This is a genomic window from Pseudomonas sp. GW821-FHT03E01, from assembly GCF_059420765.1.
Map to the genome: position 1 here is coordinate 155,598 of NZ_JBWKUI010000005.1, position 22,519 is coordinate 178,116.

13 protein-coding genes are annotated in these 22,519 nt (G+C 62.0%); 8 read left to right on the top strand and 5 right to left on the bottom strand.

Annotation, left to right across the window (positions count from 1 at the left end; translation table 11 throughout):
• Positions 1-35: 35 nt before the first annotated feature.
• From AC07VO_RS10450 to AC07VO_RS10465, 4 genes are all read right to left on the bottom strand, one after another.
• Complete coding sequence (locus AC07VO_RS10450; protein WP_086945096.1) at positions 36-413, bottom strand: chemotaxis protein CheY; 378 nt, start codon at positions 411-413, stop codon at positions 36-38.
• A 173-nt stretch (positions 414-586) separates the two neighbouring features.
• Entirely contained in the window at positions 587-3,304 is a 2,718-nt protein-coding gene (gene mgtA, locus AC07VO_RS10455) for a magnesium-translocating P-type ATPase (RefSeq protein WP_086945097.1), read from the bottom strand.
• Between the two features lie 431 nt (positions 3,305-3,735).
• Positions 3,736-5,073 carry a lysine N(6)-hydroxylase/L-ornithine N(5)-oxygenase family protein gene (locus AC07VO_RS10460; RefSeq protein WP_086945098.1) on the bottom strand — a complete coding sequence of 446 codons (1,338 nt, stop codon included), beginning with the start codon at positions 5,071-5,073 and terminating at the stop codon, positions 3,736-3,738.
• Positions 5,074-5,204: 131 nt separating this feature from the next.
• Positions 5,205-5,687, bottom strand: a complete 483-nt coding sequence (locus AC07VO_RS10465; protein WP_018925353.1) for a sigma-70 family RNA polymerase sigma factor — start codon at positions 5,685-5,687, stop codon at positions 5,205-5,207.
• A 333-nt stretch (positions 5,688-6,020) separates the two neighbouring features.
• Between AC07VO_RS10465 and AC07VO_RS10470 the strand changes: the two genes are divergently transcribed.
• Genes AC07VO_RS10470 through AC07VO_RS10480 form a run of 3 tightly spaced genes read left to right on the top strand, consistent with a single transcriptional unit; the run spans position 6,021 to position 10,569 of the window.
• Entirely contained in the window at positions 6,021-7,193 is a 1,173-nt protein-coding gene (locus AC07VO_RS10470; protein WP_086945099.1) for an efflux RND transporter periplasmic adaptor subunit, read from the top strand.
• Entirely contained in the window at positions 7,194-9,167 is a 1,974-nt protein-coding gene (locus AC07VO_RS10475; protein WP_086945100.1) for a MacB family efflux pump subunit, read from the top strand.
• A 7-nt stretch (positions 9,168-9,174) separates the two neighbouring features.
• Complete coding sequence (locus tag AC07VO_RS10480; RefSeq protein ID WP_064619037.1) at positions 9,175-10,569, top strand: efflux transporter outer membrane subunit; 1,395 nt, start codon at positions 9,175-9,177, stop codon at positions 10,567-10,569.
• A 66-nt stretch (positions 10,570-10,635) separates the two neighbouring features.
• On the opposite strand, the gene pvdP is transcribed toward AC07VO_RS10480, so the two are convergent.
• Positions 10,636-12,264, bottom strand: a complete 1,629-nt coding sequence (gene pvdP, locus AC07VO_RS10485) for a pyoverdine maturation tyrosinase PvdP (protein ID WP_086945102.1) — start codon at positions 12,262-12,264, stop codon at positions 10,636-10,638.
• Positions 12,265-12,590: 326 nt separating this feature from the next.
• Here pvdP and pvdM point away from each other — a divergent pair, with 326 nt between their 5' ends.
• The 5 genes from pvdM (at position 12,591) to AC07VO_RS10510 (ending at position 22,351) form a co-directional block, all read left to right on the top strand.
• The gene (gene pvdM / locus AC07VO_RS10490) at positions 12,591-13,961 is read left to right on the top strand and encodes a pyoverdine-tailoring dipeptidase-like protein PvdM (protein WP_064619043.1); all 1,371 of its coding nucleotides are present in this window, start codon (positions 12,591-12,593) and stop codon (positions 13,959-13,961) included.
• Entirely contained in the window at positions 13,958-15,238 is a 1,281-nt protein-coding gene (gene pvdN / locus AC07VO_RS10495) for a pyoverdine-tailoring periplasmic protein PvdN (RefSeq protein WP_064619045.1), read from the top strand. The genes pvdM and pvdN overlap by 4 nt, the downstream gene beginning before the upstream one ends.
• Positions 15,239-15,468: 230 nt before the next feature.
• On the top strand, positions 15,469-16,356 hold the full coding sequence (gene pvdO / locus AC07VO_RS10500) for a dihydropyoverdine dehydrogenase (RefSeq protein ID WP_086945103.1): 888 nt from the start codon (positions 15,469-15,471) through the stop codon (positions 16,354-16,356).
• Positions 16,357-16,487: 131 nt separating this feature from the next.
• Positions 16,488-18,146, top strand: a complete 1,659-nt coding sequence (locus tag AC07VO_RS10505) for a cyclic peptide export ABC transporter (protein WP_086945104.1) — start codon at positions 16,488-16,490, stop codon at positions 18,144-18,146.
• A 29-nt stretch (positions 18,147-18,175) separates the two neighbouring features.
• On the top strand, positions 18,176-22,351 hold the full coding sequence (locus AC07VO_RS10510; RefSeq protein WP_086945105.1) for a non-ribosomal peptide synthetase: 4,176 nt from the start codon (positions 18,176-18,178) through the stop codon (positions 22,349-22,351).
• Positions 22,352-22,519 lie beyond the last annotated feature (168 nt).

The following is a 22,519-nucleotide window of genomic DNA, read 5'->3' on the forward strand; positions in this document are numbered from 1 at the left end:
AGAAATGATAGTACCGACGAACGGTAACCCTGAACTCAACCCATCCGTTGTCGACTCCGCTCCTGATCCAGTGGCGATGCAGCTTCACACGCAGGCGGATCGATGAGCTCCATCAGCCGTCGAATGGCGGCTAAATCCGGCAGCGCCGCGTGGTCTTCGTAGATCAAGGCGTGGTGAACCTGGCGGTTATCGCGCAAGAACCCGGACAGATCCAATGCCCCTGCCGCCAGAGAGGCATTGATGATCACCAGGTCGAACGGCTCGCATCCGTACTCGACCAGATTCAGCATGTCGGCAAGACTTTGCACCGGCGCCACTCGGTAATAACCGAGCTGGTTGAACAACCGCTCGGTTTTCATCCGGTAAAAATGCTGTTGGTCGGCGATCAGGATGCGCAAGGCTTTGTTGATCATCACGGGCCTCAGGTCGATGGCTGATGAGTGAGGCGGCAAGGCTACGGAAGACCCGAGAAGCGTTCTGTAGGACCTTTCCTAAAAATCGAGGGTTCTGTCCGACTTAAAGATCAAAAGATCGCGGCCTTCGTAGGAGCTGACGCAGCTTGCGACAGCTCCTACTTTTGGCAGCCTTACTGCCAGCCAAACCGCCGAATATAGAAGCCTTTCACCGCCTGGGTCAGTGCCATGTACGCCAGCAGAATCACCGGCAGGAACACGAAATACAGCGACGGCAGCGCCTGCAGTTTGAAGTAATGCGCCAGCGGCCCCATCGGCAGGAAAATCCCCACGGCCATGATGATGCCCGTCATCACCAGCAGCGGCATGGCGGCGCGGCTTTGCAGGAACGGCACCTTCGGCGTGCGGATCATGTGCACGATCAGCGTCTGGGTCAGCAGCCCGACCACGAACCAGCCGGACTGGAACAGGGTCTGGTGGTCCGGGGTGTTGGCATCGAACACGTACCACATCAAGGCAAAGGTGCTGATGTCGAAGATCGAACTGATCGGGCCGAAAAACAGCATGAAGCGTCCGACGTCCGCTGGCTGCCAGCGTTGGGGCTGTTTCAGCATGTCTTCATCGACGTTATCGAACGGGATGGCGATCTGCGAAATGTCGTAGAGCAGGTTCTGCACCAGCAGGTGCATCGGCAGCATGGGCAGGAACGGAATGAACGCACTGGCCACCAGCACCGAGAACACGTTGCCGAAGTTCGAGCTGGCGGTCATTTTGATGTACTTGAGCATGTTGGCGAAGGTCCGCCGCCCTTCCAGCACGCCCTCCTCCAGCACCATCAGGCTCTTTTCCAGAAGGATGATGTCCGCCGCTTCCTTGGCGATGTCCACCGCGCTGTCCACCGAAATGCCGATGTCGGCAGTGCGCAGGGCCGGCGCATCGTTGATGCCGTCGCCCATGAAGCCGACCACGTGACCGTTGCCCTTGAGCAGGCGGACGATGCGTTCCTTGTGCGACGGCGTGAGTTTGGCGAAGACGTTGGTGGTCTCCACCGCCACCGCCAGCTCGGCGTCGCTCATGCGTTCGATGTCGTTGCCCATCAGCAGGCCTTGCTGTTCCAGCCCGACTTCACGGCAGATTTTCGCGGTCACCAGTTCGTTGTCGCCGGTCAGCACTTTCACCGCCACACCGTGTGCGGCCAGGGCCTTGAGTGCCGGCGCGGTGCTTTCCTTCGGTGGATCGAGGAAAGCCACATAACCGATCAGCGTCAGCGCCTGTTCATCGGCCAAGCTGTAAGTGTCGCGGCCCTCGATCATCGGCCGCGCCGCCACCGCCACCACCCGCAGGCCTTCGGCATTGAAGGTGGCGGTGACCTGGCGAATCCGTGCCAGCAATTCATCGCTCAGCGCCTCGTCGGCATCGCCGTGGCGCACCCGGGTGCACACCGCCAGCACTTCTTCCACCGCGCCTTTGCAGATCAGCAGATGCGGCTGATCACGCTCGGCCACCACCACCGACATGCGCCGACGGGTGAAGTCGAACGGAATCTCGTCGACCTTGCGAAACGCCGTGCCGACTTTCAGTTCACGGTGGATCTCCACGTGCTCCAGCACGGCCACGTCCAGCAGGTTTTTCAGGCCGGTCTGGTAGTAGCTGTTGAGGTAGGCCATTTCCAACACGTCATCGGAATCGTTGCCCCAGACATCGACGTTGCGCGCGAGGAAGATTTTGTCCTGGGTCAGCGTGCCGGTCTTGTCGGTGCAGAGCACGTCCATGGCGCCGAAGTTCTGGATCGCATCGAGGCGTTTGACGATGACTTTTTTGCGCGACAGGAACACCGCGCCTTTTGCCAGGGTCGAGGTGACAATCATCGGCAACATTTCCGGGGTCAGGCCCACGGCGATCGACAGCGCGAACAGCAACGCTTCGGTCCAGTCACCCTTGGTGAAACCGTTGATGAACAACACCAGCGGCGCCATGACGAACATGAAGCGGATCAGCAACCAGCTGACCTTGTTGACTCCGGTCTGAAACGAAGTCGGCGCACGATCGGTGGCACCGACCCGCTGCGCCAGCGCGCCGAAATAGGTGTTGTTGCCAGTGGTGAGAATCAGCGCCATGGCCGTGCCGGACACCACGTTGGTGCCCATGAACAGGATGTTGTCGAGGTCCAGCGGGTTGTGGGTGTGGTTGTCCTGCTGACGTGGGAATTTTTCCACCGGCATCGATTCACCGGTCATCGCGGCCTGGCTGACGAACAGGTCCTTGGCGTTGAGCACTCGGCAATCGGCAGGAATCATGTCACCGGCCGAGAGCACGATCAGGTCACCCGGCACCAGTTGCTTGATCGGCAATTCGAGGCGTTGCGCACCGTTGTTCGCCACCTCCCGACGCATCACCGTGGCGGTGTTGCTGACCATCGCCTTGAGCGCGTCGGCGGCCTGGTTGGATTTGGTTTCCTGCCAGAAACGCAGCAAGGTCGAGAGCACCACCATCGAGAAAATCACGATGGCGGCTTTCATGTCTTCGGTTAGCCAGGAGATCACCGCCAGCAAGGTCAGCAGCAGGTTGAACGGGTTTTTGTAGCAGTGCCACAGGTGCGTCCACCACGGCAGCGGTTGCTCGTGCTCGACTTCATTGAGGCCATATTGCTCGCGCAGGGCATCGGCTTCGGCTTCACTCAGGCCGTCGGTGTGGCTGCCGAGGTTATCCAGCAATTGACCGGTGCCGCTGTTGGCGGCGGCGACCAGGGTTTGCGCGAGCGTCGGCGGGACTTCACGGCTGACCGTGGTGTCGGTGAAGCTTTCCAGCAGCGCCAGTCGACGGAAGTGCCGGGCGATGTGACGGTTTCGCAGGAATCCGGCGAAGAATTCTTTCAGCCAGGTCAGGTTCATGGCAGTGCCCCCCAGGGTCAGCCGGGAAACCGTCGAGCAGGCGTGTCGAGGCGCTGCGATGACGACACGGGGTCGAACATCACACGCTGTTCAGCGTCGATGAGAGGACGTCGGGAGTCGGGCCAAAACCGGCCACGATCGGGATGCCGCTGCTCGCTTTACGGCGAGACAACGGCAGAAAAAGGCTGCGCGTTATCTTGCCGGGAAAATGCCGGTTACCGAGACCGGCCGACAACTGTCACTCGAACAAGTACCCACTGTGGGTCTCCGCTAATTGATGAAAACGCGTGAAGCTTACGCCGCGATATCTAGAGAGTAAACGCTGCGCAGGGGTGTTGCAGGGGGAATCTCGGGGTTCTTCAGGAAGGGTTCAGGTTGATCGCAAACCTGTGGCGAGGGGGCGTTCCGACAAGCCCCCTCGCCACAAAATCTTAGCTGGCAGTAGCCAACAACAAGTCCCTGACCGACCGGCCATGCCCGCGGGATTTGCCATGGTCATACAACGAGCCGGCAATTTCATCGGCGCGGATCGGCAGGATCGACAGCAAGGTGTCGCTCAAGCCGTGGCTGGCCTGGCAGAAACCCTGCATGTAGATGCCGGCCTTGCAACGCTCGTCGGTGATCAGCCTGTAATTGCGATCGACTTCGAAATCGCCCAGGTATTGTTCCAGCGGCGCCAACAGTTTGCGGTGCATCTGCCGCTCGTAACCGGTGGCCAGCACCACGGCGTCGTAGCGGTGAACCGTGACTTCGCCGGTGGCGTTGTTGCGCATCGCCAGCTCGATACCGCGCTCGGTCGCGGTGGCTTTTTCGACGGTAGTCAGGGTGCGGAACGCATGGCGCGCAACGCCCGAGACTTTCTGCCGGTAGAAGATCCCGTAGATGCGTTCGATCAGGTCGATGTCCACCACCGAATAGTTGGTGTTGTGGTACTCGTTGACCAGACGCTCGCGTTCACTGCTGGCCTGCTGGAACACCAGGTCGGTGAACTCCGGCGAGAACACTTCGTTGACGAAGGGGCTGTCATCGGCCGGTTTCAAGGCCGAGCCGCGCAGGATCATGTCCACCTGCACCGACGGGAAGCTGTCGTTGAGGTCGATGAAGGCCTCCGCCGCGCTCTGCCCGCCGCCGATGATCGCGATGTTCATCGGTTGGTTGTTCACGCACGGTTGCCTGGCCATGCGCTCCAGATACTGGGAATGGTGGAACACCCGACCGTCATCCTTCAGTGCCTTGAACGCTTCGGGAATCCGCGGTGTACCGCCGGCGCTGACCACCACCGAACGGGTGGTACGCACATGCTGCAAACCCTGGGTATCACGCGAGATCACTCGCAACGCCTCGACCTGCTGGTTATGCAGCACCGGCTCGATGGTCAGCACTTCCTCGCCGTAGCGACTCTGCCCGGTGAATTGCCCAGCGACCCAGCGCAGGTAGTCGTTGTACTCCATGCGGCACGGATAGAAGGTGCCGAGGTTGATGAAGTCCACCAGACGACCATGGTGCTTGAGGTAGTTGACGAAGGAATACGGGCTGGTCGGGTTGCGCAGCGTCACCAGGTCCTTGAGAAAAGAAATCTGCAGTTCGCTCTGGGTGACCAGGGTGTTGCCGTGCCAGCGGTAGTCCGCCTGCTTGTCGAGAAACAGCACATCCAGCTCGCCCTGGCTCGGCCCGCGCTCTTGCAGGGCGATGGCCAGGGCCAGGTTCGAAGGGCCGAAACCAACGCCGATCAGGTCGTGAACGATGGGCGATGCAATTGCCTGTGTCATTTCCAGTGTCCTCTGGATAAACCCCGCAGCTGCGGGGATAAAGCCTGGGTGACCTGACCGGCCTTTGGCGGCAGCAGATCGTCTGTTGAATAGGAACGAGGACCATGAAAAAAAATTTAACAAGGACTGATTTAAGCGACGTCCCACTGGCGCATGCGCACCCGGCAATGCTTCATGGCATTGACGATGTGTTTTTCCACCAGCGCCTTGGAAATCCCCAGGTGCTCGGCGATTTGCGGGTGTGACAGGCCTTCGATCTTGCGCAGCAGAAAGCTCTCGCGACACAGCCGTGGCAATTCCGCCAGCGCGCGCTGGAGCATGTCCAGGCGCTGACCGTGATCGAGGCTGTTGTGGGGCGAAGGGATGAAGTAGCGTTCTTCGCTGTCGAGCACATCCAGAGACTCGACCTGACGCAAGGCATTGCGTCGATGGTCATCGATCACCAGGTTGAGCGCGGTGCGATAAAGGAACGCCCGGGGTTGCTCGATCGGCGTGTCGCTGGAACGCTCCAGTACCCGCAGATACGCGTCATGCACCACATCTTCGGCCACCTGGCGGTTGCCTAGCCTGGCGTTCAGGAAACACACCAGCTCGCGATAGTAGTTTTCCAACATGACTCCCGGCCGCACGGGGTGCGGTTTCTATCCTTGAACCAGATCTGCCACCGCCCAAGTAGGCAATGGCACGATGATGGCGATTTCGAGTGTGTAATTTATAGTAATTCTCATATAGATTTAAAGCGCTGTTTCTATTTGCCTGCTAAATAGTGCTGTCCTATACCTTTGACTTTGTCTGTCACTCAAAGCCTCAACGCTTAAATTCCCCGCCCCTTCCCTCGTTTACAGGACAGCTCCCCGTGTCTGTCGGCCCACCGACAGCGTTCAGCTGTCGCCAGGTTTTGCGCGCAAGTTGAATGACGGGCCGAATCCTTTTGGCCGGAACCCTGCATGAAACGTCCCCGTCACACCCGACGCGCCCTGCTTGTTGCCCTTTGTCTGATCCCCGTTATCGCCATCGCGGCCTGGCAGGTTTTGCCTGCGGGTCGTGACCGGTTCGCCACGGTCCAGGTCGCGCGCGGCGACATTGAAAGCAGCGTCACGGCATTGGGAACCCTGCAACCGAGGCGGTATGTCGATGTCGGCGCCCAGGCCTCCGGGCAGATCCACAAGATCCATGTGGAGGTCGGTGACGTGGTCAAGGAAGGCCAGTTGCTGGTGGAAATCGATCCCTCCACCCAACAGGCCAAACTCGACGCCGGGCGTTTTTCCATCGACAACCTCAAGGCGCAGCTGCAGGAGCAGCGGGCACAGCACGACCTGGCCCGGCAGAAATATCAGCGTCAACAGCACCTCGCCGCCGGCGGCGCGACACGGGACGAAGACGTGCAAACGGCCCAGGCCGAACTGCGCACCACTCAGGCGCGCATCGACATGTTCGAGGCGCAGATCCGCCAGGCCCAGGCCAACCTGCGCAGCGATCAGGCCGAACTCGGCTATACGCGCATTTACGCACCGATGAGCGGAACGGTCGTGGCCCTCGATGCCCGCGAAGGCCAGACCCTCAACGCCCAGCAACAAACGCCGCTGATCCTGCGCATCGCCAAACTGTCGCCGATGACGGTCTGGGCCGAGGTCTCGGAGGCTGACATCGGTCACGTCAGACCCGGCATGAGCGCCTGGTTCACCACGCTCAGCGGCGGTAACCGGCGTTGGAGCAGCACGGTGCGGCAGATTTTGCCGATACCGCCCAAACCGCTGGATCAGACCAGCCAGGGCGGCGGCAATCCGGCCAGTTCCAGTAAAAGCGGGACGGCTCGCGTGGTGCTGTACACGGTGCTGCTGGACGTCGACAACGCCGACAACGCGCTGATGGCGGAAATGACCGCCCAAGTGTTCTTCGTTTCCAACCAGGCAAAAAACGTCCTTACCGCGCCGGTCGCCGCCTTGCAGGGCGGCCCGCAGGCCGACAGTCAAACGGCTCGGGTGGTCGCCCAGAACGGCAGCATCGAGCAACGGACTGTGCGCACCGGCATCAGCGACCGCCTGAAGGTGCAGATCCTCGACGGACTGGCCGAAGGCGATCACCTGTTGATCGGCCCTGCCGACGGCAGTGGAGGTTGAATGCAAACGCCTCTGATCGACCTGCAGGACATTCGTAAATCCTACGGTGGCGGCGACGCGCCTGAAGTTCATGTGTTGCGCGGCATCGACCTGTCGATCCACGCCGGGGAGTTCGTGGCGATCGTCGGTGCTTCCGGCTCCGGCAAATCGACGCTGATGAACATCCTCGGCTGCCTCGACCGGCCAACGTCCGGCGAGTATCGGTTCGCCGGCGAAAATGTCGCGGCACTCGACAGCGATGAGCTGGCCTGGCTGCGCCGCGAGGCATTCGGTTTCGTGTTTCAGGGGTATCACCTGATTCCGTCCGGTTCGGCCCAGGAAAACGTCGAGATGCCGGCGATCTACGCCGGCACCCCAGCGGCCGAACGCCACGCCCGCGCCGCCGCCCTGCTCGACCGTCTCGGCCTGGCAGCACGCACCGGCAACCGTCCGCACCAGCTCTCCGGCGGCCAGCAGCAACGGGTGTCCATCGCTCGCGCATTAATGAATGGCGGCCACATCATCCTCGCCGACGAACCCACCGGCGCCCTCGACAGCCACAGCGGCGCCGAGGTCATGGCGCTGCTCGACGAACTGGCAAGCCAGGGCCATGTGGTGATCCTCATCACCCACGACCGCGACGTGGCGGCCCGGGCCAAACGCGTGATCGAGATCCGCGACGGCCTGATCATCAGCGACAGCGCCCGCGACAACCCCGCCGTGCAGGCCTCGGCCAATCCCGGTGCGCTGCAAGCGGTGGATTTGCGCAAGCGGCTGAGCGAAGGCAGCGAGGCCACCTGTGCCTGGAAAGGCGAATTGGTGGATGCGATACACGCGGCCTGGCGGGTGATGTGGATCAACCGCTTCCGCACCGCCCTGACGCTGCTGGGGATCATCATCGGCGTCGCCTCGGTGGTGGTGATGCTGGCGGTCGGCGAAGGCAGCAAGCGTCAGGTCATGGCGCAGATGGGCGCGTTCGGCTCGAACATCATTTACCTCAGCGGCTCCGCTCCCAATCCACGCACGCCGCCCGGCATCGTGACCCTGGATGACGTCGCCGCGCTGGCCAGCCTGCCGCAAGTCATGCGAATCATGCCGGTCAACGGCGCCGAAGCCGGGGTGCGCTTCGGCAACCTCGACCACCTGAGCTACGTCGGCGGCAACGACACCAACTTTCCGGCGATCTTCAACTGGCCGGTGGTCGAGGGCAGTTACTTCACCGAGGCCGATGAGCGCAACGCCGCGGCGGTCGCGGTGATCGGCCACAAGGTGCGCAGCAAACTGCTCAAGGACGTCGCCAACCCCATCGGCCAATACATCCTGATTGAAAACGTGCCCTTTCAGGTCGTCGGCGTGCTCGCGGAAAAAGGCGCCAGTTCCGGCGATTCCGACAGCGACAACCGGATTGCCGTGCCCTACTCGGCCGCCAGTGTCCGGCTGTTCGGCACCCACAACCCCGAATACGTGGCCATTGCCGCGGCCGACGCGCGCAAGGTCAAAGAGACCGAAAAGGCCATCGAGCAGTTGATGCTGCGCCTGCACGACGGCAAACACGATTTCGAACTGACCAACAACGCCGCGATGATTCAGGCCGAGGCGCGCACGCAAAATACGCTGTCGCTGATGCTCGGTTCGATTGCGGCGATCTCGCTGCTGGTGGGCGGCATCGGCGTGATGAACATCATGCTCATGACCGTGCGCGAACGGACCCGGGAGATCGGTATCCGCATGGCCACCGGCGCTCGTCAGCGCGACATATTGCGCCAGTTCCTCACTGAAGCCGTGATGCTCTCGGTGGTCGGCGGGATCGCCGGCATCGCCCTGGCGCTGATCGTCGGCGGCGTATTGGTGCTCAGCAAAGTCGCGGTGGCCTTTTCCCTGGCGGCCGTCATCGGCGCCTTCGCCTGCGCACTGATCACCGGCGTTGTCTTCGGCTTCATGCCGGCCCGCAAAGCTGCCCGACTCGACCCGGTCACGGCCCTTACCAGTGAATGATCGATCTATGAAACCGCAACTGAGCCTGTTGACCCTTTGCCTGTTACTCGGCGCCTGCAGCCACCCGGCTGCGCGCCCGGACAGCGGCATTCAACCACCGCCGGCCTGGCAATCACCACACGATGAAAGTGCCTCCCGGACGAGTCGACAATGGTGGACGCAGTTCGGCAGCCCGCAGCTTGATCGCCTGATCGAACAGGCCCGCGTCGGCAGTTATGACCTCGCCGCCGCCATCGCTCGGGTGCATCAGGCCCGGGCCGACACAGTGATTGCCGGCGGCTCGCAGCTGCCGGAGATCAAGGCCGGCATGAACGCCAACCGCCAAAAACTGTTGCGCGGCAACGGCTACAGCCAACTTGATGCCGACAGCAGCAATAAGGCCGTGGACTACTTTGACGCCAACCTCAGCGCCAGTTACGAAATCGACTTCTGGGGCGGCAAACGTGCGTCCCGGGACAGTGCGCAATTCGGGCTGCGCGCCAGCGAGTTCGATCAGGCCACGGTTGAATTGACCTTGCTCAGCGGCGTGGCCAGCAGCTACGCGCAAGCCTTGTCGCTGGATGAACAAAGTCGCATTGCCGAGCTGAACCTGGCCAATGCACAGAACGTTTTGAAACTGGTGCAGACCCGTTTCGACTCAGGCTCGGCCACCGCGCTGGAACTGGCCCAACAAAAAAGCCTGGTGGCGGCGCAACAACGGCAACTGCCGCTGATTCGCCAGCAAGCCGAGGACGCCCGGATCAACCTCGCCGCCCTGCTGGGCCGACCGGTTCAGCAACTTCCGCCCAGCCACGAATCCTTCGATCAACTGCAATGGCCTGCCATCGATGCCGGATTGCCCAGCGAACTGCTCAGCCGCCGCCCGGACATCGCCCGCGCCGAAGCGCAACTGGCCGCCGCCCAGGCCAACGTCACGGTCGCACGCGCAGCCATGTTGCCCGCCGTGACCCTCAGCGCCGACATCGGCTCGGGCGCCAACACGGCCAGCGACATTCTGCGCAGCCCGTTCTACAACCTCACCGCCGGGCTGGTCGCACCGATCTTCAACAACGGCCGCCTCGGTGCCGAGCGCGACAAGGCCACGGCCCGCCAACAAGAACTGCTGGAAGCCTACCGAGGCGCGATCATCAATGCGTTTGCCGACGTCGAAAAAGCCCTCAACAGCATTCGCGGCCTGGATGAACAGCGGCAGTGGCAACGCGAAGAACTGAACCAGGCCCAGGCCGCGTTCAACATTGCGCAAAGCCGCTATCAGGCTGGCGCCGAGGATTGGCTGACGGTGCTGGAAACGCAGCGCACGCTGTATGCGGCGCAGGACTCGAATGTGCAACTGCGGTTGTCGCGGTTGCAGGCGAGCATTGCGTTGTACAAGGCGTTGGGTGGGGGGTGGCAGGTGCTTTGATCGAGGTTATCCGTCACCAAAAACTGTGTGGCGAGGGAGCTTGCTCCCTTGCCACAAGTGCCTGGCTTACGAACTCAGCGGCTTGACCTTCAGATTCCGCGCATACCACGGCCGCTGCGGCACCCGCCGGAACAGCCCCGCGAGTTTCTTTTCATCCGTACCGAAGGTAATGCGCAGCGCCAGCTTCATGGTTTCCGGGTCCATTTCCACCGACTTGCCGACCTGCAATCCCGGCGTAGTGCTGCAACCGTGGGTGCTCGGGCCGAGCCACGGATCATCGACTTCAACCCAGCGCCCCGGGGCGAACCAAGGCACGCCATTGACCTCAAGCCGACTGAGCTCCCCCGGATGGAAACGCTCGTGGGCGCGGAACCAGTCTTCCAGGCGATCGTCGATCCAGCCATGGAAGTGCCAGAACACCGGGTTCACGTGGGATGAAAACGGGTCACCGAGGAAGTCGTTTTCCGGCGCATACCAGCGCGCGGCAAAGTCCGCCGGATCCCGGGCAAAAGGCACCGGCTGACCGTTGGAGGGATCCCGTGGCACCGAGGCCCAGCGCATGTGCAGCCAGTCGTGCAGCCCCAGTTCCACCTCCGAACCGAACTGCCCCAGGGTCAGCTTCGACAGGTAACGCGGGTCGCGGTAACGGGACTCCCATACCTGAAAATTGCTGTGGTAGGTCTCGGCAGTCTTGATGTCGCTGACCCACTGGGTGTACTCGGTGTCTTCGGCGGCCAGCCAGGTGGGCGGCAGCGCCGTGCCATCGTGATTGTCGAAATAGCGGGCGAAGCCCCGACGGTCGCGTTCAAGCTCCGGCTGCGGCATCGGGAAGCTCGACCAGGACGGCAGGTCCTGCATCGAACGCGCCGTGCCGAGCATGTGCCGGTGCATGAAGAAAAAGTCGACCCCCGAGCCATTACGGTCTTTGCGCGGCCCCCGGGCATCGCGCTCATTGCCTCGCGGGCCCGGCTGCCAGCCGATGCCGCGCAAGGCGTCCTGTTGGTCCTTGGAGAGTTTGTGCCATTTGTCCCGCGAGGCGTGCCAGAGCTGGTGGAACAAACGGTGCTCGGGGGAAATCAGCCACGCCAGCAACGGCGGATTCAACCCCACACGCTCACGGGCTTCGGGAAACAGCCGTTTGCGCGCGACAAAGCGATTGTCCAGTTCCAGCAAACCGAGCGGGCGATCCAGGCGCAGGATCCGCCCGCTGAGGGTGCCACTGCCGGCATTGCCGAAATCGGCCCAGACCTCATCGAACGTGACCGCCAGCTCATAAGCCGGCGCGCCGTTGGCCGATTGCCGATCGATCAGGCGCCAGTACAGCTGGCTGGCGTCAGGCGACACCAGGTCGCCGATCACCCGATAACGCGGCTCGGCTTCACCGCGTAACTGCTGCGCGGTATCGAGGCAGCCACGCAGGCCACGGCCGCGCTGAGCGATGTCGAGAAACAGCTCCAGCCCGTGCTGCGGTAAACCGTCGAGGCCCGCTTGCGAACCTTCGAAGCGGATATCCCAGATGCCTCGCAGCGAGTTGGCCAACTGCTGACCCGCGGTGTCCGCGAGGTCGACCGTCGCCTCGCCGGGGGTAATCGTCGGGTCCGGCTTCGTCCATTCGCGATGCCCATAATAAGCCGCAGGCACGGCAGCGCCAGTCAGCGCCAGGCCTGCCATGAACCATCGTCGAGAAATCGTCATTGCCCTACCTGTGTCAGCCATGAAGCAGGCTTTATCCAAGCTAGAACGTTTGTTGTGCGGGGAAATTTAAGCGTGCCAAACACATTCCCCTGTGGCGAGGGAGCTTGCTCCCGCTCGGCTGCAAAGCAGTCGTAAATCCGGCGCATGCGGTGTGCCTGGCAGAACGAGGTTGCAGGTTTCAGGACTGCTTCGCAGTCCAACGGGAGCAAGCTCCCTCGCCACAGGTATCTCGCTATCTCCTAATTTTTTCTGCCAGCCACTCGTTCCTCCCAGATAGCAAAGGCCCCTGCGCCTGCACCGGGGCGGCGAACCTGACAGAGATGGCAATGACAAAACCACGTTCGAAAAAGGCTCTTTACATCGGCCTGCCGCTGGCCCTGGCGATCAGCGCCGGCGCGGGCTTCGCAGTCTGGTATTACGGATTCACGGACACCCCCGGTTACCCGATCAAGGTCATGCAACAGGCCGACGAGTTGCACGAGCGCATGCTCTCCTTCGACAGCCACATCAGCCTGATGCAGAACTTCGGCACCCAGGGCAACGAAGCCGATAAGGACGGAACGGGGCAGTTCGACCTGGTCAAGGCCAACCGCGGACGCCTGTCCGGTGCGGCCCTGACGATTTTCGGCTGGCCGGAACTGTGGAATGGCGCCAACGCGCCGCACAAGCCCACCGCCGGTTTTGTCGAAGAGGCACGCAACCAGCAGGAGATCCGCTACAAGATTATTTCCGGGATGGTCCGTGATTTTCCCAATCAGGTCGCCATTGCCTACACCCCCGACGATTTCCGTCGCTTGCACGGCGAAGGCAAGTTCGCGATTTTCATCAGCATGCTCAATGCCTACCCGCTGGGCCACGACCTGAACCTGCTGGACCTGTGGACGGCACGCGGCATGCGCATGTTCGGCTTCAGCTACATCGGCAATAACGACTGGGCCGACTCTTCGCGTCCCTTGCCGTTTTTCAACGATTCGCCGGATGCCCTCGACGGCCTCTCGGACCTGGGCAAGCAAGCGGTGCATCGTTTGAATGATCTGGGCGTGATCATCGACGTATCGCAAATGTCGACCAAGGCCCTGGAGCAAGTCGCGCAATTGAGCCGCACACCGATGGTCGCTTCGCACTCGGCGCCACGGGCGATGGTCGATATCCCGCGCAATCTCAGCGACAAGGAAATGCAGCTGATCAAGAACAGCGGCGGCGTGGTGCAGGTGGTCGGTTTCTCCCAATACCTGCGCCCGCTGACCCAGACCACCCAGGACAAACTCAACGAACTGCGCAAAGCGTTCGACCTGCCGCCCCTGCCGAACCTCGCCATGGCATTGATGCCGGGCGATCCGGTCATCGCTGCCTGGCCCGAGAAAAAATTCGGCCAGTACGCCAGCCGTCTCTACGCGATTCTCGAAGAAGAACCCAAAGCCAGCCTCAAGGACCTCGGGGACGCCATCGATTACACGGTGCGCAAAATCGGCATTGACCATGTCGGCATCAGCTCCGACTTCAACGAAGGGGGCGGCGTCAAAGGCTGGGAAAACGTCGGTGACATTCGCAATGTCACGGCAGAACTGATCTCGCGCGGCTACTCCGAAGCAGACATCGCCAAGCTCTGGGGCGGCAACTTCCTGCGGGTCTGGGATCAGGTGCAGAAAGCCGCCAAGCCGGCGCTGATTTCACAACAAGGCACGAGCACACCATGAGCGATCGTCGCACTTTTCTGAAACAGGCCGGAATCCTCGCCGCCGGCCTGCCGTTGACTGCCGGCCTGGACAACGTCGCCAACGCCACGCCAGTGCTCTCGCCGCCCGGGGACAAATGGGCGCAACTGCGGCAGCTGTTCGACCAGGATCCGGACTACCTGCATTTCTCCAATTTCCTGATCACCTCGCACCCAAAGCCTGTGCGTGAAGCGATCGAGATGCACCGTGCCGCCCTCGATAAAAACCCCGGGTTGGCGATGGACTGGGACCTCGGCGTTATCGAGCAGCGTGAAGAAGAGGTACGTGTCTGGGCCGGTCGCTACCTGCAAGCCAATGCCAGACAGATCGCCTTGACCGGCAGCACCACCGAAGGCCTGGCGATGATTTACGGCGGCGTTCATGTACGCCCGGACCAGGAAATCCTCACCACCGCCCACGAGCATTACGCGACCCACACCATTCTCGATCTGCGCACCCAACGGGACGGTACTCGGGTGCGCAAGATCAGGTTGTTCAAGGATCCGCAGACGGTGTCCAAAGCGGAGATCCTGGCCTCGATCGAGCAGAACATCAAACCCGAAACCCGTGTACTCGGCATGACCTGGGTGCATTCCGGCAGTGGCGTGAAACTGCCGATCGCCGACATCGGCGCGCTGGTGGACAAGCACAACCGCAATCGCGCCGATCAGGACCGCATTATTTACCTGGTCGACGGCGTGCACGGCTTTGGTGTCGAGGACTTGAGTTTTCCCGCCATGAACTGCGACTTCTTCATCGCCGGCACCCATAAATGGATGTTCGGTCCCCGTGGCACCGGCATCGTTTGCAGCCGCAGTGAAGAGGTCAAATACGTCACGCCGATCATCCCGACCTTCTCCGAAGCCACGGCGTTCTCCACCACCATGACACCGGGCGGCTACCACTCGTTCGAGCACCGCTGGGCGCTGAACGAAGCCTTCAAGCTGCATTTGCAATGGGGCAAGGCCGATGTTCAGGCGCGTATCCATGCCCTGAACAGCCATATGAAAAAACGCCTGCAAGCGCACCCGCAGATCGAACTGGTCACGCCCGTGAGTCCCGAGCTGTCATCCGGTTTCAGCTTCTTTCGGGTCAAGGGCAAAAGCAGCGACAAGATCGCCGCCTGGCTGATGCAAAACCGCGTGATCGCCGATGCCGTGGAGCGCGACGTGGGCCCGGTGATCCGCACGGCGCCGGGGCTGCTCAACACCGAAGCTGAAGTCGACCGCTTCATCGCGTTGCTCGGCAAACAGCTCTGATCGCCAGCCCCATGGTTAATGTCGTAATGCGATCTGTAGCAGCTGGCGAAGCCTGCGTTCGGCTGCGAAGCAGTCGTAAAACCAGAGATTGCGGTGTGTCTGGCAGACCGCGTCAGTCGGATTCACGACTGCTTCGCAGCCGAACGCAGGCTTCGCCAGCTGCTACGGAGATTTGCGTCGCGGCGGAAGTTGCCTCCCAGATTCCCTTTAACTTTTTATCGAGAGCAATGATGAACAGTGAGCTGCGTAGCTTTCCCCTGATGACGCTCCCCGCACTGGCCTTCGCCGCCGTGGTTGCAGGCCTGCTGCCGGGTGCCGCTCAGGCCGCCGCCCCCGCCCCGCCCGGCAAAGTGTTCAAGGACTGCAAGCACTGCCCGGAGATGGTCGTGCTGCCTACCGGGACCTTCACCATGGGCACTCCGGACAATGAGGTGGGCCGCGAGCCCGATGAAGGTCCGTTGCACCCGGTGACCTTCGCCAAACCGCTGGCCATCAGCCGCTTTCAGGTGCTGGCCGGCGAGTGGGACGCGTACCTGCGCGACAGCGGTTACCTCATGCCCGACGGCGACACCCGGCCGGGCCGCGAGTGCAAGGCTGGCGTGCCGCGCTATGAACGCACGGCCAGGCATCCGGCGGTGTGCATGAACTTCCCCGAGGTCAATGCCTATGTGGCCTGGCTCTCGAAGAAGACCGGCAAGCACTATCGACTGGTCAGCGAATCGCTGCGTGAGTATGCCGCTCGCGCGGGCAGCAGCGGCCCGTTCCCCTTCCCGTTCGATGAAGGCAAGGAATACAGCATCGCCAAACACGCCAACACCTACGGCGCCGCCGATGGCTACAACTTCACCTCACCGGCGGGCAGTTTCCCGGCCAACGCCTTCGGCGTGTACGACATGCACGGCAACGTCTATGAGTGGACCGCCGATTGCTACAACGACAACTACGTCGGCGCACCGAGCGATGGCAGCGCCTGGTTGACCGGCGAATGCACCGCCCGGCGCATTCGCGGCAATGACTGGGGTGAAGCACCGGTGTTCTCGCGTTCGGGCAACCGTAATGCCACCTACCCCGACACCCGTGGCGACTGGCTCGGTTTTCGCGTCGCGCGGGATCTTTGAGGCTCCCACCTCCTGTCGCATGACCTGCAACAAACCCGTGCGCGGCTAAATCGCCGCCCACGGGTTTCGTCTTTTAAGCAGCCAAACTCTTGAACCTTTGCCCTTTAGCGGCACTTGAAGCGGAAACTTCCATGACCTCAAAATCCCGCGGAGCCTTCAGTGAAGTCCTCGGCCTGCTCAGGCCTTTCCGGGTCATCGTTGTGGTGTCGATCATGCTCGGCATGCTCGGTGGCCTCAGCATCACCGCGTTACTGGCGACCATCAATGACGCGCTGAACGCCGCCGACACCCCGTCGACCCGGGTGTTGGCAACGTTTATCGGCCTGTGCGCGGTGGCGTTGCTGACGTCGATCCTGTCGGACATCGGCACCAACCATGTCGGGCAACACATCATTGCCGGGCTGCGTAAATCCCTGGGGGAAAAAGTCCTGTTGGCACCGATCGAACAGATCGAGCGCTTCCGCAGTTATCGACTGATTCCGGTGCTGACCCATGACGTCGACACCGTCAGTGATTTCGCCTTTTCCTTCGCGCCGCTGGCCATTGCGTTCACCGTCACCCTCGGCTGCCTGAGCTACCTGGCCTACCTGTCGTTGCCGATGTTTGCCTTGCTGCTGGTGGCCCTGGTGATCGGCACCGCGCTGCAATACGTGGCCCGGACCAAGGGCATCAAGGGTTTCCAGGCGGCTCGCGAAGCCGAGGACGAACTGCAAAAGCACTACAGCGCGATTGCCGCCGGCGCCAAGGAACTGCGCATCCATCGTCCGCGCCGCCAACGCATGTTCAGCCAGCGCATCGAAGGCACCGCTGACTTCATCTGCAACACGCACATCCGCGCGGTCAACACCTTCGTGGTGGCCAAGACCCTTGGCTCGATGCTGTTTTTCGTGGTGATCGGCCTGGCGCTGGCCCTGCAATCGCTGTGGCTGGGCACCGATAAAGCGGTGCTCAGCGGGTTCGTGCTGGTGCTGTTGTACATGAAAGGCCCGATGGAATACCTGGTCACCACCCTGCCGGTGGTCAGCCGCGCCAACATTGCGTTCAAGCGCATTGCCGACCTGGCGGAGCAGTTTTCCTCGCCGGAACCGCACCTGCTGCTCAGTGACAAAGACGCGCCGAAACCGGTGGTCGAACACCTTGAAATGCGCGACGTGCATTTCGCCTTCCCGGCGGTGGACGGCAGCAAGCCCTTCGCCCTCGGGCCGGTCAACCTGTCCATCGCCCAGGGCGAGATCGTGTTTATCGTCGGCGAGAATGGCGGCGGCAAGACCACGCTGATCAAGTTGCTGCTGGGGCTGTATGCGCCCCAGGGCGGGGAAATCATCCTTAACGGTAAGCCGGTGCTGGCGCATAACCGCGACGACTATCGCCAGTTGTTCACCACGATTTTCGCCGACTACTACCTGTTCGACGAATTGGTACAAGGCGAGCAGAACGTTCCCGAAGACGCCAACCGTTACCTGGAACGCCTGGAAATCTCGCACAAGGTCTGCATCCGCGATGGCGCCTTCAACACCACCGACCTGTCCACCGGCCAGCGCAAACGCCTGGCCCTGTTGAACGCCTGGCTGGAAGAACGCCCGGTGCTGGTGTTCGACGAGTGGGCGGCCGACCAGGACCCGGCCTTCCGGCGCATCTTCTACACCGAGCTGTTGCCGGAACTCAAATACCTGGGCAAGACCATCATCGTCATTTCCCACGACGACCGTTACTTCGATGTCGCCGACCAATTGGTGCGAATGGAAGGCGGCAAGCTCGTCGCACAAAAGAAACCGTTGGCGACCGCCTGAACGATCCACCGCCGACTACGAGAGCCCCGATGAACGATTTGATCGATGATGATGTACTGGCGCTGTTGCTGGCCGATGCCGGTGATCAACCCCAAGGGATAACCGCCCGCGTCAACCAGCGCCCGGCGCCGCTGTCTTTCGCCCAGCAGCGGCTGTGGGTTCTCCAACAACTGTCACCGGACAACGCCGCCTACAACCTGCCCCGTGTCATGCGCATCACCGGCCCCCTGGCGCCCCGGAGGCTGGAAACAGCCCTGAACAAGGTGCTTGAGCGTCACGATATTTTGCGCAGTGCCTTCGTCGAAATCGATGGTTGCGCCATGCAGGTGGTCGATGCGCAGGCAACACTGGTGCTCGGCCATGAAGACCTGTCGGGCCTGTCGGACGAAGCCCGCGCCAACCGGATCGCGCTACGTATCGAGGCCCAGGCCGGCACGCCGTTCGATCTGCGCCAGGCGCCGCTGATGCGGGCGACACTGCTGCAGATTTCGGTCGACGAGCATCTGTTGCTGATGAACATGCACCACATCGTTTCCGATGCCTGGTCCAATGCCATTCTGATGCAAGACCTGACACGGGCCTTTGCCCAGGCCGGCAGCAGCGATACATCACCCTTGCCACGCCCGGCCATCCAGTACGCCGACTACGCCGCCTGGCAGCGCGGCGAATACCTGCACAGTGCAATCTGCGCCAGCAGCGCCGAATACTGGCAAGAGTATCTGGGGCAAACATTGCCGGCCCTCGATCTGCCGGTGGACTTCCCACGAAATGCCCGGCACAGCCACCCCGCCGGGCAGTATGACTTCAGTGTGCCCGCCCCCCTCGCGCAAGCCCTGAACCGCTTCTGCCAGCAGCAAAAACTGACGCCTTTCGTCGTGGCCCTCGGGGCCTGGCAATTGTTATTGAGCCGCTACAGTGGCCAATACGACTTTACCGTCGGCGTACCCAACGCCACCCGCAATCGCAGCGAAACCCAGAACCTGGTCGGCTTTTTCGTCAGCGCCCAGGTGTACCGGGCGCGCATTGATCCGCTGCTGTCCTGCGCAGACTTTCTCCAGCGGCTGCGGCGCGAATCGCTGGCGGCGCTGGACCATGGCGATTACCCGTTGGAATTGAGTTTCGACGCATTGCAATTGCACGCCAGCGAACACGCCAATCCGCTGTTCCAGGTGCTGTTCAACTGGCGCACCGAAGCCGGGCAACCGGACCGGATCGACCTGGACGGGCTGGCGCTGGAGTTCCTCGGCGCGGGTCCCGGCCAGGCCAAATTCGATCTGTCCCTGGACGTCGGCTATTCGCTCGAGGGCATCCACGCGAGTCTCGAATACAGCCAGGACCTCTACGCCCCTGCCACCCTCGAACGCCTGGCCCGGCACTGGCTGAACCTGCTCCATGCACTCACGGAAGATCCGCTGCGTGCGCTCGGCGAATTGCCGTTGCTGGCAAGCGACGAACGCCAGGTTCAGTTGCAGCAGTGGAATCCGCCCGCGTCGGCGATGCCTGAGGACGGCGTGCATCAATTGTTCGAACGCCAGGCGCTGGCAACCCCCGACTCGGTGGCCCTGATCTTCAACGACCTTGAGCTCAGTTATGCGCAGCTCAACCATGCGGCCAACGGCCTGGCCCACACCCTGATTGAATGCGGGGTCGGCCCCGAGGTGCTGGTGGGCATTGCCGTGGAGCGTTCGGCGCAGATGATTGTCAGCCTGCTGGCGGTGCTCAAGGCCGGCGGCGCCTATGTCCCGCTGGACCCCGATTATCCGCAGGAACGCCTGGCCTGGATGATCGAAGACAGTGGCCTGAGCGTGTTGCTGAGCCAGCGTTCGCTGCTTGATCGGCTGCCATCGATGCCCGGCGTCCAGCGACGCTGCGTCGACGACATCGATGTCCGGGGGACGCTGCCCGCACTTGACCCGCCCTGCCGCACCACCGGCCAAAACCTCGCCTATGTGATGTTCACGTCCGGCTCTACCGGTCGCCCCAAAGGGGTCGGCATCACCCAGGCGGCGTTGACCCGTCACGCCCAGGTGGCGCTGGAGTTTCTCGGCCTGAGCGCACAGGACCGGTCCCTGCAGTTCGCCACGTTCAACTTCGATGCCTTTGTCGAGCAGCTTTACCCGGCGTTGATCTGCGGCGCCTCGGTGGTGCTGCGCGGGCCGGATATCTGGGACAGTGAAACCTGGTACCGCGAACTGCTCGACAAACAGTTCAGCGTCAGCGACCTGACCACCACCTACTGGAACATGCTGGCCAAGGACTTCGCCGCTGCCGGTCAGCGCGACTACGGTGCACTGCGGCAAGTGATCGTCGGTGGCGAAGCGATGCCACCGGAGGGCGTTGCGGCCTGGGGCAAGGCCGGGCTCGGGCACGTGAAGCTGCTGAACACCTACGGGCCGACGGAAACGACAGTCAGCGCCACGGTGCTTGATTGCAGCGACTACGTGACAGGGCATATCGCCCTGCCCAAAAGCATGCCGATCGGCCAGCCTCTGGCCGGACGGGCGATTTACCTGCTCGATGCCGGCGGCCAGCCAGTGCCAGTAGGTGTCGTCGGTGAACTGATGATTGCCGGCGACCTGCTCGCACGCGGCTACTTCAAGCGACCTGAGCTCACGGCCGAGCGCTTCATCCCCGACCCGTTCGATGTTCAGGGCGGCGGTCGTCTCTACCGCACCGGCGATCTGGCGCGCTATCGCGCCGACGGTGTGATCGAGTATGCAGGCCGGCTGGATCACCAGGTGAAGATTCGCGGCTTCCGCATCGAACTCGGGGAAATCGAGTCATGCCTGCTGCGATCGCCGCAGGTCCGCGAGGCGTTGGTGGTTGCCCGGGAAGGCGCGGTGGGTTTGCAACTGGTCGGCTATGTCGTGGCCCAAAGCGACTCGCTGAGCGAACAGCAACAACTCGACCTGCGCGAAACCCTCAAGGCTGAGCTCAAGGCCAATCTGCCGGACTACATGGTGCCCAGCCATCTGCTGGTACTGGCCGCCATGCCGTTGAGCCCCAACGGCAAGCTCGACCGCAAGGCCCTGCCGCAGCCCGACCTCAGCCAGACGCAGCGCCACTTCATTGCTCCCGAAACGCCCCTGGAAAAGGCGCTCGCCGAACTCTGGCAAGAAGCATTGCAGGTCGAGCGTGTCAGCCTGGACGACAACTTTTTCGAACTCGGTGGCCACTCGATTCTGGCCATTCAATTCATCTCGACCCTAAACGCGCGCCTGGGCATCAAACTGGCGCTGCAACACATGCTGGCTCACCCCAATGTCCAGGCACTGGCCAGATTCATCGCCCTGGAGCATCAGCAGCATGTGCAATGCGTGGTCGAACTCAACGCCTCGACAGCGTCGGCGCCGCCGCTGTTCTGCCTGCACCCCAGCGGCGGTATCGTGTTCTGTTATCAGCCGCTGGCGAAAAAACTCAGTGCCCATGCCCGGACCTTCGGCGTGATGCACAAGGGCTTTGCCGACAAAGACTCGAACGCTCAGACATGGGCCGAGATGATTGCCGACTACAGCGCACAGATCGTCGAGAAGCAGCCACACGGCCCTTACCGATTGATGGGCTGGTCATTGGGGGGCGCGATTGCCATGGACGTCGCCGCCCACCTGGAGCGCCAGGGCAAGGAAGTGACCTTCCTCGGCCTCGTCGACAGCACATTGCCCGAACATGCCTTGCCCGCCGACCTGCCGCGCAAGCCTCTGGAAGAAGACAACCCGAACCACCTCAGCGCGGAAAACGAACTGCTGGCAGCACTCGAAGTCTTCAACCTGATGTTCGCGCATCTGGAACCGGCGGCGGCGAGCTTCATCGCCCGGAACCCGACGGCCGACCTCAAGACCTTCTATCGCTGGGCCAGCGAACAGACGGCCACCGGCGAGCAAGAGATGATCGCGACCCTGGAAGGCATCAAGCAGGAAGTCATGAACGCCCAGGCCTATGCGATTCACGATCGCCTGGTGGACGCGTTCAATGCCTTCTCGCTGCCGCTGCTCAAGGTCAAGGCCAGTTGCTGGTGGTCGCTGTCGCATAAAACCCTGGAGCAAGTGCTGTATTCGGAACAACTGCTCAGGGCCCACAACGTGACAGGCCAATTGCACACCTCGATCCACTCACCACTGCCGCACCGCAGCATGATCTACACCGAGTCGCTACTGGAGTCGTTTACCGAAGTGTTCCTCGGCAGCGCGGGCGAGTCATGTAGCTGACCGAGCGACGGCAAAAAAAACGCAGAAGCCATGGCTTCTGCGTTTTTGTTTGTACTTCCGGCAATACCGTAGCAGCTGCCGAGCAGCGCGAGGCTGCGAAGCAGTCGTAAAATCAGGCACTGCAGTCTGTCAGATACACCGTGCATTTAGGGTCTACGACTGCTGCGC